Origin of the sequence: Aeribacillus sp. FSL M8-0235 (assembly GCF_038000355.1) — a bacterium.
GTDB classification, from domain to species: Bacteria; Bacillota; Bacilli; order Bacillales; family Aeribacillaceae; genus Aeribacillus; species Aeribacillus composti.
Window position 1 is genome coordinate 3,114,823 of record NZ_JBBOBW010000001.1, and the last position, 12,745, is coordinate 3,127,567.

General features: G+C 41.1%; 11 protein-coding genes and 1 pseudogene. 4 read left to right on the plus strand and 8 right to left on the minus strand.

Annotated elements, in window-relative coordinates:
• Window positions 1-268: 268 nt before the first annotated feature.
• On the plus strand, window positions 269-1,741 hold the full coding sequence (locus tag NSQ71_RS15285; protein WP_232515608.1) for an MFS transporter: 1,473 nt from the start codon (window positions 269-271) through the stop codon (window positions 1,739-1,741).
• 188 nt (window positions 1,742-1,929) lie between these two features.
• Here NSQ71_RS15285 and NSQ71_RS15290 read toward each other — a convergent pair whose 3' ends face one another.
• From NSQ71_RS15290 to NSQ71_RS15325, 8 genes and pseudogenes are all read right to left on the minus strand, one after another.
• Complete coding sequence (locus tag NSQ71_RS15290; protein WP_340734170.1) at window positions 1,930-3,171, minus strand: S1C family serine protease; 1,242 nt, start codon at window positions 3,169-3,171, stop codon at window positions 1,930-1,932.
• A gap of 357 nt (window positions 3,172-3,528) precedes the next feature.
• Window positions 3,529-3,933: a cytosolic protein gene (locus NSQ71_RS15295; protein ID WP_339193287.1), complete on the minus strand. Its 405-nt coding sequence runs from the start codon at window positions 3,931-3,933 to the stop codon at window positions 3,529-3,531.
• A 21-nt stretch (window positions 3,934-3,954) separates the two neighbouring features.
• The gene (glsA, locus tag NSQ71_RS15300; protein WP_066247321.1) at window positions 3,955-4,878 is read right to left on the minus strand and encodes a glutaminase A; all 924 of its coding nucleotides are present in this window, start codon (window positions 4,876-4,878) and stop codon (window positions 3,955-3,957) included.
• A gap of 105 nt (window positions 4,879-4,983) precedes the next feature.
• Window positions 4,984-6,156, minus strand: coding sequence for an MFS transporter (locus tag NSQ71_RS15305; RefSeq protein ID WP_094244546.1), 1,173 nt, complete (start codon window positions 6,154-6,156; stop codon window positions 4,984-4,986).
• A gap of 102 nt (window positions 6,157-6,258) precedes the next feature.
• Window positions 6,259-6,633: pseudogene (locus NSQ71_RS15310) on the minus strand (phosphoglycerate dehydrogenase); the annotation flags it as partial.
• Between the two features lie 336 nt (window positions 6,634-6,969).
• Window positions 6,970-8,343 carry an IS1380-like element ISGsp2 family transposase gene (locus NSQ71_RS15315; protein WP_327847978.1) on the minus strand — a complete coding sequence of 458 codons (1,374 nt, stop codon included), beginning with the start codon at window positions 8,341-8,343 and terminating at the stop codon, window positions 6,970-6,972.
• A gap of 319 nt (window positions 8,344-8,662) precedes the next feature.
• Window positions 8,663-9,637 carry a bile acid:sodium symporter family protein gene (locus tag NSQ71_RS15320; RefSeq protein ID WP_340734171.1) on the minus strand — a complete coding sequence of 325 codons (975 nt, stop codon included), beginning with the start codon at window positions 9,635-9,637 and terminating at the stop codon, window positions 8,663-8,665.
• Window positions 9,638-9,863: 226 nt separating this feature from the next.
• On the minus strand, window positions 9,864-10,187 hold the full coding sequence (locus NSQ71_RS15325) for an antibiotic biosynthesis monooxygenase family protein (RefSeq protein WP_340734172.1): 324 nt from the start codon (window positions 10,185-10,187) through the stop codon (window positions 9,864-9,866).
• Between the two features lie 149 nt (window positions 10,188-10,336).
• Between NSQ71_RS15325 and NSQ71_RS15330 the strand changes: the two genes are divergently transcribed.
• The 3 genes from NSQ71_RS15330 (at window position 10,337) to NSQ71_RS15340 (ending at window position 12,642) form a co-directional block, all read left to right on the plus strand.
• A complete protein-coding gene (locus NSQ71_RS15330) occupies window positions 10,337-11,539 on the plus strand; it encodes a trans-sulfuration enzyme family protein (RefSeq protein WP_375338759.1) in 1,203 nt (400 codons plus the stop codon).
• Between the two features lie 677 nt (window positions 11,540-12,216).
• Entirely contained in the window at window positions 12,217-12,432 is a 216-nt protein-coding gene (locus NSQ71_RS15335; protein ID WP_063386281.1) for a hypothetical protein, read from the plus strand.
• Between the two features lie 6 nt (window positions 12,433-12,438).
• Window positions 12,439-12,642 (plus strand): hypothetical protein, encoded by a 204-nt coding sequence (locus tag NSQ71_RS15340; RefSeq protein ID WP_063386282.1) that lies wholly within the window; start codon window positions 12,439-12,441, stop codon window positions 12,640-12,642.
• Window positions 12,643-12,745 lie beyond the last annotated feature (103 nt).

Consider the following 12,745-nt stretch of genomic DNA (forward strand, 5'->3'; position numbering starts at 1 on the left):
CATTTAAAATTTGAATTCATTTGGAATAGTTGAAAGTACAAAACTTTAAAGCTGCGGAGAAAGTTCAAAAACAAGATGGAATCATCAAGAATGTAGGCTAAAAAAGTTTTATATTCCTTTCATCGCACATCGTCCGAAATATAGAAAACCAGCAGCCAATTGATCTTATATTCAACCAGCAGCATTTTCTATTTCTTTTTGCCCCTTTATGTAAGCGCTATCTAAAGGTTATGTTAAATTTTAAATCTAGATAGGAGTGAAAATGATAATGAAAAAATGGGAAAGGTACCATACAATATGGGGAATGCTGTTCCTAGGATGGGTTGTTTCTTATATCGACAGAACTGCGACAGGCCCAATTGTTACTTGGATGATAGAACATAAAATATCATTTTTTTCAGATGTCCCGAATCCTCATGAATTTGGGGGCTTAATAGGCAGTTTGTTTTTTGCCGGATTTATGTTAAACCAATTTCCTGGAGGAAACTTGGGAGATAAATTTGGATACCGCCCTATTATTATATTAAGTATTTTGTGGGCAGCCGTCGCCACTTTTTTCACAGGCTTATCAGGCGGACTCGTCATGTTTGTTTTATTCCGTGTATTACTTGGATTAGGTGAAGGAATCCTTTATTCAAATGACAGATCCTATATTGCTTTCAACACTCCTCCGGAAAAAATGGGCTTAGGAATGGGAGTTGTTATTACTGGCCTGTCTATCGGCTTAACGTTGGCAACAATCGGTACACCTCTTCTTCTGGAAGCTTTTGTTCCTCTAATGGGAAATGAGGCTTGGAGAGTTCCTTTTCTATTCATGGGATTCATTACTTTAATCGTTGCTGTTCTTATGTTTAAATTTATGAAGCCTGATAAAAAATTGATACAATCAGCAGATCCAAATTCACCTGGTGTGAAGGAATTTTACGGAAAATCGTTATATCACTTAAGTATTTATTCACTTGTGTTTTTGGTTATCATCATGGCGATATACTTCACATCAACAAAATTAGGGCTCTCATCGATTGTCATAGCTTTTATTTTGGCTAGTTTAGCCCCCATATTGATCATATATCTTTATGTAACAAAAAAATCAGAAGTGCACCCTTTGATTATGAATAAAAACCTGTTTTTCCTTTATCTATCTTTCCTGCCGATTTTATGGCATTTATGGTTGTATGGATTCTGGTCTACGGCAATTGTCCAAGAATTTGGCGGCGGAGCACTAGTTGCCGCAGCAGCAGTAGCTTCATTTAACGCAGTAGCAGGGGTTATCGGGTTCCCGCTTGGCGGAAAAATTTCTGACCTGTTAGCTGATAGACCGAACGGCCGCAGAAATGTATTAGCGCTTTTAACTTTTCTTTTAGCTGTTTCAATATTTGTTTTTGCTTGGTATATTCAAACGGAAAATAGCAGCCCGATTATTACATCAATCATTTTATTTATATCAGGATTATTCTTTTTTGCATTGCAGCCGGTTTCACATGCATTAAATGCAGAATTGGCGCCGGAAGGCAAACAAGGCGGGGCATTTGGCATGCTGAATCTGATAGCAGAAATTGGCGCCGTATTGTCGCCAGTCGTATCAGGATATTTAAGAGACAGCACAGGCAGCTGGGGAGCTCCGCTAATATTGGACGGAGTTTTAATTAGTATTAGTTGTTTATTTGTTTTAGCAATCTCAAGCAAAGCTGTACAATCTGCTCAACCAAAAAATATCTCGTCTAGCGAAGCAAATATGTAAACAAGTTATGTATAGCGATGAAATTTTTCTAAGCAAATGATGCTGTTGTTAATTGGCGAGTATCATTCATTTATCAGAGATAGATCATTTTCACATTGATGAAAAAGATTTCCATTGAAAAAAGGGCTTTGCAAAAAGTTAATTGAACTGACTTTTTGCGGGCCCTTTCTTTTTAATACTATTCCCGATCAGGTTTGCGATAAGTCTTGACTTGAAAGGGTAACTGTGACGGTCTTTTCTTTTCCGTCCCGATATAATTTGACTTTGACTGAGTCTCCTGATTTCTTTTCACTGTACAAATATTTTCTTAACTCACTCGTGTTGTGAATGCTTTGCCCATCCAATGCGACGATCACATCCTTTTCCTGCAATCCGGCCTGATCGGCGGGAGAATTTGCCTGAACTCTTCCAACTACCGCACCTTCTTTAACGTCAGATGGCAAATTGAGTGTGTCTCTAAGGAAATACTCAGGAAGCTCGCTTACATTTAATAATGCAACTCCAAGAAACGGACGGTCAATTTTTCCTTTTTCCATTAATTGATTGATCGCTTTCACAACATCATTGCTTGGAATAGCAAATCCGAGCCCTTCCACACCTTCCTGGCTGATTTTCATACTGCTGACGCCGATGACTTTCCCATCCATGTTAATTAAAGGGCCTCCGCTGTTTCCTGGATTGATCGCTGCATCAGTTTGAATGACATCAAGCGCCCAGTCTCCTTCAGAAGTTGTAATCGTCACTGTGCGATTGACTCCGCTGATAATCCCTTCTGTTACAGTTCTAGAAAGATCGCTGCCAAGCGGATTCCCGATTGCAATGACCTGATCGCCGACTCGTATATTATCGGAATCACCAAACTCAGCTACTGTGTTAACACTATTGTTATTAATTTTTATGACTGCCAAGTCTGTCAATGAGTCAGCACCGACTACCTCTGCTTTTTCCTTATCGCCATTGGAAAGCGTTACCTCCAATGAAGAAGCCCCTTCAATAACATGGTTATTTGTAACAATAAAAACATCATTGCCGGACTTTTTAAAGATAATTCCTGTTCCGCTTCCGCTTTCCACTTCTTCGCTGGAAGAATCTTGGCGCGATCCAAACCAATCTGTCCTTTGCTGCTGCAAATTAGAAATGCCGACAATCGCTGGTGAAAGTTTTTCAGCTATTTCTGCAATATCGCCTTGATTGGAAATCTTCGCAACATTAACAGATGCTTCCTGATCGTTTGTATTTTGACTGACCGCTGCATGCTCTGTTTCATTTGAAGCTTTGTTATGATCTTGGAATGGCAAGTAGGTCAACGCACCGTATACAACAGCTCCGCCCAAAACACCGCTGATTAAAGAAGAAAGAACCGGCTTCAACAAACTGTTCTTTTTTCTTTCCACACGATCGTTTTGATCTATTTCATCATAATATCCCATAGCAAAAGCCCTCCTCTTCTTCATCGTTTGTCTTATTCACATACTAGGCAAAAAATATGACGAAACGATGAACAAAAGGTAAAAAAACATTGAAATATAAAAAAGATCGGACGCCACTCGATATTATGCGCCTCTTACCTTTTCGCCAAATCCATAGTTCAAAAGCACTTTTCAAAAATCGTTTCTCCTGCCAAGCCCTAACGAAACGGTGAACATCAATCTGGATCGCCCGCGGTACTTTCCTTTATTACAAAAAATGCAATTCTGAAACACATAGATGTTGTTGATTGAAAATAAGCCTTTCTGAAAAATTGGCATTTGAATTCGTATGCATGCCCTGGATTTCATTCAACGTATTCAAACTTCAACTGTTTTCCCTTCTTCAGCAACATGGAAAAGAAGATGAGCAAGATGCTGAATGGGGCTGTATATTTCCTCTTCCTCCTGCTCCGCCATCACTTCATCACCGAATTCTAAGTCATTTAGATAAAGAGCTATAAATTCATAAAAGTCTTTTAGTTCAAACCGGTAGCATTCGCTCGGATCTTCCTCGTCCTCCTCGTAGCGAAGGGAAAGATAAGACATATTGCCATCGCTGTCCTCAGCGTCAAAAAAGACGAAAAAACCAATGTTTGTATCGAGATCAAACAAATGTCTTGTCCCTCCTTCTGTCACCCTTTCAAAATCATCCGGGCTCAGCTTTTGCACTTTCATTTCTTCCATATCATCTTCAAGGTGAAATTTAACAGTGAATTCACGCATCGTATGTCTCCTCCTCAAATATTAGAAAATACTTAATGAATATGTTTTAGATAAAAATTCAAGCAGTTTGATGCCGGTCAGACTATTGCCTTTGTCATCCAATGCTGGACCGAATATGCCGATGCCGCATCTTTTTGGAACAGATGCGAGTATGCCTCCTGAGACGCCGCTTTTTGCCGGAATCCCGATTTTAATCGCAAATTCTCCCGAAGCATTATACATGCCGCAGGTGACCATAAACGTTTTGCAAATACGCGCTACATCAAGCGGCATGATTTCCTCTTCTGTAAACGGATCGCGCCCATCCATCGCAAAAACGAGGCCGATGCGCGCCAAATCGATGCATGTCATTTCAATGGCGCATTGCTTCGTGTAAAGCTCCATCAGATCTTCGACATCTTCGTTTATAATATTATGCTGTCGAAGAAAATAACATAAGGAGCGGTTTAAAAACGCGGTTTCAAATTCGGATTGAGCGACTTCTTGCGAATAAGAAATGGTTGGATTTCCTGTTAGCTTGCGGACAAAACGAATGAGTCTCTGCAGCCGTTCTTTCACCGTTCTTCCCGAAATCATATGCGTTACGGCAAGTGCACCGGCATTGATCATCGGATTCAGCGGCTTTGTAGGCTGTGTTTCCTCAAGCTTGGCAATGGAATGAAACGGATCGCCCGTCGGCTCCATCCCGACTTTTTTGAATACCTCCTTTTCACCGTGATCCATAATGACAAGAGCTAAAGCGATAATTTTTGAAATGCTTTGAAGCGTCACTTTTACCGTTACATCCCCAGCGTCAATGATTCTCCCATCAGGCATATATATAGCAATAGATAAATCATTTGGATTCGCTTTGCCAAGAGCCGGTATGTAACTGGCAACTTTCCCCTGATGCCCATACTTTTTCGCTTCTTGGACAAAGCGGATCAATTCTTCTTTTTCGTACATTCAGCCATCACCATTATTTAGTATGGCTCGCTGTATAAAATTTTATAAACAACCCCTTTGATATTTGACAAATGAGTATGATATGTTTATTCAAACTGGAGATAGTCATTGTTGCATAGATTGTTTTCTCTCACTTTCATGCTTTCTTTTGCTTGATAAAATCCCCCATTGTCCCAGTAATGTCACTAATGCAAGGCCGCCGGCGGCAAACGGAAGTTGGGAAGGAGCCAATCCAGCCAGCATCACTATCCCTCCAAGAATAGAACCTATTGCACTGCCCAAATAATTTGCGGAACTGTTCAAAGCAACGGCCGCTGCACCTTGATTAGGCTGTATGCGAAGCAATTCATGCTGCTGCGGGGCTTGCGATGCCCAGCCCATCGCCCCCCATAGAATAAAAGGCAGAAATGACAGGATCGGAAATGAAAGGGCGAATGGCACACTGAACATGGACAAAGCCATTATGGCCAAAATTCCTGCCATGAGCAAACCCGGTTTGCCTGTCCGGTCAATCAAAGCGCCGATGGAAAAACTGCCAACTACGCCGCCAATTCCCCATGCCCAAAGATATGGCGTGTTGTTGGAAATGTCCGCCAAGTTATTCAAAATAACAGCAATATATGTGTAAAGACCCAAGCTGGCAACACTGGTCATAAAAGTGATGCCAACAATTGCTGCAACCCGTCTATTTGTCATCATTGCGACGCGCTGGCGGAGTGAAGGTGGAGCTGAAGCTGCAAAATGTGGAAACCAGATGGCAATTCCCATCATGGCAATTAAGCCTAGTGCAGTGATCACCCAAAGAGTTCCATTCCACTTCAGATGTTCCGCAATCACCAGTCCAAGAGGGACTCCCATGACTGTTCCAGTGCTCATGCCGCCAAGAGTCATACCAAGTGCTCTGCCGCGTTTCTGTTCGGGCACTAGTGATGCTGCAGCTGCTGATGCTAGCGGAGAGTAAAGTCCGGCGCCGATGCCTGCAATTGCCCGTGCAATCAGCAGCATGGAAAAATTTGAAGCTAGTGCACTTATCCCGTTGCCTATCGAGAATACTGCGAGCGCCAACAATAAAATATTGCGCATCGGTTTTCCAGCAAGCAGTGTTGCAAATACCGGAGCGGCCAGTGCATAACAAAGCGTAAAGACGCTCACGGCTTGCCCTGTTTGTGAAGGAGTTATATGAAAAGTTGCACCGATATCCGGAAGCAAACCAGCTATCACATAAGCATCAAACCCAAGAGCGAACATACCGATCGTCAAGAGAAAAACTTTTTGCATGATAACTTAGCCTCCATTTTTACGGAATTATCTTTATGCAAAACCGATAATGCCTAAGATCTTCCCGTAAAGTTCAGATCCAACAAATGCTGACCGATTCTACTCTTTTGCTTTAACTGAAATATTCGCTTGCGGAATGTGCCTCATCAAAGAAGAAATCATCGCTAGTGTATGCTCGGCTACCGAAATGGTATTTCCATTGGGAGCATTAATGACAATTACTCCTTGGTTTGTTGCCTCATCAATATCAATGTTATCTACACCGACTCCGACTCTTCCGATAATTTTTAAAGAGGTCCTCTTTCCTAAAAGCTCTTTCGTTACTTTTGTGCTGCTCCTCACCAAAAGAGCATCAAAAAGATTTAGTTCATCTTCTGCTTCCGATACACTTTTAAGGACAACTTCAACCGCTTCTGATTCTATCAACGGTTTCAGTCCTTCATTGTTCACTTTGTCAGAGACTAGTAGCCGAAACATTGTTTAAATACCTTCTGTAATTTATTTTTAGGATTTTAGGATCTATTAGCGCACGCTTACCAAATCAATTCTATATTTGCTTTTATTTCCCTTGTAAAAAAGTTAATTTTTGCTAATTTATAGTTTAAACCTGAATCCGTGATGAATTGAAATCGACTTTGATTTTGTTGTAATTTTGATGGATTGATAATCCATAAAACCCCTTTTATGCTTATGACCTATGTCATCTCTATTTCCGAAAATGGAACAAATCTCTTTTTTAGGTATACGAACCAAAAAAATAGACAAAAAAGCACAGGGAGTGACGTTGGACATCAGTGCCCGAACATTCGTTCGTTATCTTGCCTCTCTCCATTTCTGATAGACGTTCAGTAGGGGCTCGCTATAGCCACTCCTTCGCGTCAGTTTCATCCAGATCTGTCGTGATCGACGGACGAGTCGCCCTGCCATCGTGATCACCGTCTGAATAATCGTCTTGATGCGGCGGCGTTTCACTTTGTGGTGCAACGGATGTCTCGGATCGCTTAATAGATCTTGTCCAATCAGACGAAGAAGATTGTAAACGAAGGCTCCCATGACCAACACGAGCGCATTCGTTTTCATCTTCCCAGATGGAAGCCGCTCTAAATCTAAGTCGCTCTTCAGTTCGCTATGAAACTGTTCGCATGTCGCATGGTCATGATACAACGCGAGCACATCGCTCATTCGAACATGCTCGTATCCTTTGAGCCGCACCCAATAGCTTTCCACTTCATAATCAGGAACGAGCATCAGCTGTCCATTGCGTTCCATCGTCCGTTCCGTCACTTGGGTGACTTGAACGTACGTATACGTGTTTCCATCGATCGCTGCCTTCTGTGGAAGGCATAGCTCATAGGTTTGTACTCCTTCGCTTTGTCCATCATCGACACGTTTGCCCTTTTGCGAAGCGATCTGGAACCAAAGCGCTGTCGATTCTCGGCGTAAGTTTCGCTTGATGACAAAGTCCACGTCTTCCTTTAGGCATACGTGCACATTCGCTTCTGCATCGTTTCCTGCATCCATGCGAACAAGCAGACGAGATGAAGTCAGTTGACGAGCTCGACGGATAGCGGTGACTAAAAACGAGGGCATGTTGTCTTGCACATGTTGTTTCCCTGGACGCAACTCGGCATGAACGAGATACCCTTCCTTCCCTGCATACGCAAACAACGGTGTAAAACCGTCAAATCCTTTATACGTTCGACTGACTCCTTCTTTTTTCGTATCGGAGTTGTCAAATGGGGAACCATCTATATCAAGGGGAAGCCATGTCGTCTTTCCTTTGGTCCAACAAGGGGACAAAGTGGCATGTCGTTGAATCAACAGACGTATGGACTCCTCCCAAAGAATCGTTTCGGTCATCGGAAGACAAGCGAGCTGATCGAGTCGTTGTCGCAAGGTTGGAGAGGAAGGCACGTGCTGAATCCCCATCGATGCCGAAAAGATATCGTCCTGACGATACGCTTCGATATGATCGAAATCCGTTTTTCCTGTGGCAAGCAAGCCAATCATCGAGCGAATGACATCGCTATGGGAAATGTGCACTTCTCGACGAACCGTTGGAAGCCGAAGTGCGTTTACCCGTTTATCCAGTTTCGTTCGATGGAGTAAGTAGCCAACGAGAGCAAGCCCAGCACTTGGGGTAATCGCTTCATCTGTCAATACAAACCGAATCGGGAAATCTTTCATCACATCACCTACTTGATGAAGAATCGTCAACGTCGTTTTCCCTTATCGTATCAACGGTTTGCGACCATTGTAAAGATGTTTTGTCACGGATTCAGGGTTTAAATTGTAAATATTACTAAAACACTGTTAAAAAATGCTGATTCATGTAACGTCATTATTGATGCTCCTTACCGGTTCTGCGTCCAATTGGCGAATAAAATAATTAACACATCAATGCCTGAAATTGCCCTTAAAAAACCCCTTCAATATAGGCAGAAATGCCTTAATTGAAGGGGATGCTCACATAACGTTTTATAAATGCTTTTTTGCATAAAAGCGTTCATTTTGCATTTGCCGCATACTTTTTTTCAGTAAGCGCATGGTGATAAACTTTTTCAAGCATACGTCCATAAAAAGAAGCTAAAACCTGCTGAAAAAGCATGCCTAAGACAACCGGTACCGCCACTTGCGGCGGAAAATAAGTGATCGCAAGCACTGCACCGGCGCTAATATTCCTCATTCCGCCCGTAAACGTTAAAGTGATGATATCAACCTGTTGAAATTTTAATAGACGCCCGGCCATCCATGAAAAAAAGTAGCCGCTTGTAGCAATCAAAAAAACGAAAAACCCAATCAAAATTAATTTTTTATTCGGGTTCGCCAAATAAGGAGCCACTATCGCACTGTTGATGATCACTACAAGCGATAAGGCTATTTTCGAAAACGGACTTAAAACGGCTGCAATACGCTGTTTCAATTCTTTTTTCGTCCACTCATTTACAAGCATTCCTAAAATGGAAGGCAGGATAATCATGAAAAATAAGCCAGACGTCATATTCCATACATCGATTTCTACCGTTCTCCCCACCAATACTAATAAACTGGCAGGAACGACAAAAGGAGAAATAAACGTATCTATTAATATAACAGCAAGAGCTAAAGCCAAATTTCCTTTATGGATTGATACCCAAATAAAGCTTGTAACACCAGTTGGAATGATCACGGCCAAAACTAAACCAATGATTGTGAAGCTGTCTTCTTGAAAAGCAAGATGGCCGACAGCAAACGCCCAAAGCGGGATGAAAAGATGAAGCAGCAAAAGAACGACGAAAATCGGCAGCGGATGCAAAAGAGCCTGCTTAAACGCATGAAAACTAAGATTTAAACTGCCCGCAAACGTAATAAAAGCAAAAATCCACGGAACAAGCTGAGAAAAATCGTCAAATATAGTTGAAAATACAATCCCGATCACAACACTTGACGGGGTTAAAAAAGGAAGCATCTTTTCCATTATGCTGTTTATGTTTTTTAACATTTTTCTCTCTCCAGTGTTAAGCTAAAATGAAAAGTTGCGCAATCCTAATGTTCACAAATAGTGAACAATCTTTACTTCATTAGTTCATTATATAATATGCAATTTTTTCTCACCAATCCAGCGCTATGCCAAAACATTTTGCGAAGTTACTATGAACCTAGTCTCATGCTTTTCCCTTGGTTTTGTTTTTTAGAGAAGCGGCCATTCTTCTGGGCTATAGTATCTATCAAATATGGAAAACCCTTTCCTCTTCTACTTTGCAAATTCTGATTGTATAACGTTTATACCATTCCTTCCTGCCTTTATCCTGCGCCGCTTTATGCAAAGCATTTTCTTTCCAGCGTTTGATATCATCCAATGATTCCCAATATGAAACTGTAATTCCGTAGCCATTCTCATTTCTTGCACTCTCTGCTCCTAAAAAATCGGGCTGTTTGGGCACCAATTGATCCATTTCCTTTGCCATTTCCTCATAACCATTGTCCCCTTCTGTTCTTTCCGATGTGAAAATCACGGCGTAATACTCGTTTAAACGTTTTGTATAATTCATTTTTCAAGCCCCCTTTCTTATCAAAACGAAAAGTTTCATACTGTTTTATCATATAATGAACAAAAATGAATTCTCAAACTAGTTTTATTTTTTTAATAATAGATATATAATATCTATAAAATTACTTTGATTTAAGGGAGAAATAAATAATGAAAAGAAATGAACAAGAACAACGGAATCCTCAAGCACTCAGAGATGAAACAATTGTCATCCATGGCGACGATTCTATAACGGACGAAAAAGGAGTCAATCCTGCTATTTACTATTCCGCAACATTCCAGGCACATAGTGCAAGCGAATTTTCTGAAATTGCTGGAACACCTCGTCATCCGCGATATTACACACGTTACGGAAACCCAGTGCATGAACGGGTTCAAAAAATTGTAGCAGATCTTGAAGGAACTGAAACAGCCTTAGTAACCGGCTCTGGTATGGGAGCGATAGCGACAACTATTTTATCGCTTGTCGCAGCAGGCGATCATGTGATTGCCCAAAAAAATCATTATATGAGCACAACGAAAATTATGGATGAGCTGCTGCCGAAATTTGGTGTTGACGTGACGTTCGTTGACCAATCCGACACTTCTGCGTTTGAAAAGGCAATTCGTCCGAATACAAAACTTATTATGGTTGAGACGCCTGCCAATCCTACATTGGTATTGACAGATTTAGCTGCAGTGTGTGATCTTGCCCGCCAACATGGAATTATCGTTGTCGCAGATAATACGTTTGCTTCCCCTATCAATCAGCGTCCACATGACTTTGGGGTTGATGTTGTTGTCCATAGTGCAACAAAATACATGGGCGGCCATCATGATTTGACAGCTGGCGTAATTTGCACAAACGAGGAATTAGCTGAACGTATTTGGAATACGCATATTTCCATCGGTTCAGTGCTTTCGCCAATGGATGGTTGGCTGTTGCTGAGAGGCTTGCGCACGCTTCCTATGCGAATCGAACGGATTAACGCGAACGCTTTGGCGTTAGCCGAATTTCTTGAGAATCAGCCTCAAGTTGAACGGGTATATTATCCGGGGCTGCCAAGCCATCCGCAGCACGAGCTTGCTAAGCGGCAAATGAAAGGCTTTGGTGCCGTTATTGCCTTTTCCATTAAGGGCGGTTATGCTGAAACACAGCGCTTTGTTTCCGCATTAAAGCTTCCTCCTAACGCTGTAAGCCTTGGCGGAGTCGAGTCTCTCGTTGTACATACAGCAGCGATGTGGGAAGGAACAATGAACGAAGAACAAATGCAGCTCGCAGGAATCCCGGCAAACTTCGTGCGTTTCTCTGTCGGCATAGAACATATCGAAGATTTAAAAGAAGATGTCAGACAAGCTCTGCAAAAAATTTAATGAAGGAATGTGCGGACAATGGCGGGGGGCTGTCTAATAAGCCGTTTTATCGGCTTATTGACGCCCCCTTTCATCTTTTTGAAAGTTTATGATTTTTTGTTTTCAATGGAGATTTGACTTTCTGTACAGCCTCAATTAAAAATGCATTTCATTTTAGGAGCTAGTGCTTGCAGAAAAATCTTGATTTTATTAAACATACATCTTGCAATTTGAAACACTCGAAATCTATCATTTCTAAATATCACTATTGAACACACTACCTGCAGTTCTATTTAATGGGATGTAAATTTTGCCGTATTAATAGTAAATAAGATTAGTTTCTCCCCATCCTTGGAGCAGATGAGTTATGTCAACACAGCACTCCGCCTCGCTTCTTAAAGTTAAGCTGATTTGTTTTACATACGCACTCCAAGACAGCATGTGTTGTCAATAAATCATCGATATAGAGGCCCTCTTGACAGCTATTTTTTATTTAAAATGATTTTAACTTCCCCACTTGCACGCTTCTCGAAAAAAAACAGCATTCCCTTCTCCATGTGATTTCAATCTCTGCCATTCCATTCTAAAGAAAGATGCCCAAAAAAATGAATCGTTCCAAAATTTTCTTCTTCATATCAGAACATATATTCGTATATAATAAAAATAGAACAAACGTTCTTTTTTGTGAGGTGAAAATCATGAACGGTTTGCTGCTGAATGCCAAAAAGTACGGTTTTGCTTTAAAGATGATCTACATGACCGATCAAGGGGTAATAACAGAAAGATTGATTACGGTAAAAGACTTTAACGATAAATACATTCGCGCTTACTGCCACTTTCGAAAAACTTTCCGAACGTTTAAACGATCCAACATTCTTTCAATTGGTCCCATAAAAAAACGAAAAATAGGGTGAAACGTAATGGGCAGATATCACATTATGCTAACATATTTTAAAGGTCGGCAAAGAGTTGTACAGGTCATGGATTTCAGCGGTGCGCAAATGATTACTTTTACAATGGATGAGCTGGAAAATGACGAGATGCCCGTTGAACTAAAGAAATATATTAAAACAATCGAAAAAGAAATAAATGAAGGACGATGGGATTATTGGAAAAGAATTTAGAAACGGGCATTTACTCTGCCTTTCCGTAAAGAAAATGCTGCCTTATCATTTGAGGAGAAAATGGCAATAGCTAAGCTTCACATTACAGGGAATAATAAATTAT

What these genes read in the sequence shown, in the direction of transcription:
- NSQ71_RS15285 (WP_232515608.1), top strand. Translation starts at nt 269, where the DNA reads ATGAAAAAATGGGAAAGGTACCATACAATATGGGGAATGCTGTTCCTA.
- NSQ71_RS15290 (WP_340734170.1), bottom strand. Translation starts at nt 3,171, where the DNA reads ATGGGATATTATGATGAAATAGATCAAAACGATCGTGTGGAAAGAAAA.
- NSQ71_RS15295 (WP_339193287.1), bottom strand. Translation starts at nt 3,933, where the DNA reads ATGCGTGAATTCACTGTTAAATTTCACCTTGAAGATGATATGGAAGAA.
- glsA (WP_066247321.1), bottom strand. Translation starts at nt 4,878, where the DNA reads ATGTACGAAAAAGAAGAATTGATCCGCTTTGTCCAAGAAGCGAAAAAG.
- NSQ71_RS15305 (WP_094244546.1), bottom strand. Translation starts at nt 6,156, where the DNA reads ATGCAAAAAGTTTTTCTCTTGACGATCGGTATGTTCGCTCTTGGGTTT.
- NSQ71_RS15315 (WP_327847978.1), bottom strand. Translation starts at nt 8,343, where the DNA reads ATGAAAGATTTCCCGATTCGGTTTGTATTGACAGATGAAGCGATTACC.
- NSQ71_RS15320 (WP_340734171.1), bottom strand. Translation starts at nt 9,637, where the DNA reads ATGTTAAAAAACATAAACAGCATAATGGAAAAGATGCTTCCTTTTTTA.
- NSQ71_RS15325 (WP_340734172.1), bottom strand. Translation starts at nt 10,187, where the DNA reads ATGAATTATACAAAACGTTTAAACGAGTATTACGCCGTGATTTTCACA.
- NSQ71_RS15330 (WP_375338759.1), top strand. Translation starts at nt 10,337, where the DNA reads ATGAAAAGAAATGAACAAGAACAACGGAATCCTCAAGCACTCAGAGAT.
- NSQ71_RS15335 (WP_063386281.1), top strand. Translation starts at nt 12,217, where the DNA reads ATGAACGGTTTGCTGCTGAATGCCAAAAAGTACGGTTTTGCTTTAAAG.
- NSQ71_RS15340 (WP_063386282.1), top strand. Translation starts at nt 12,439, where the DNA reads ATGGGCAGATATCACATTATGCTAACATATTTTAAAGGTCGGCAAAGA.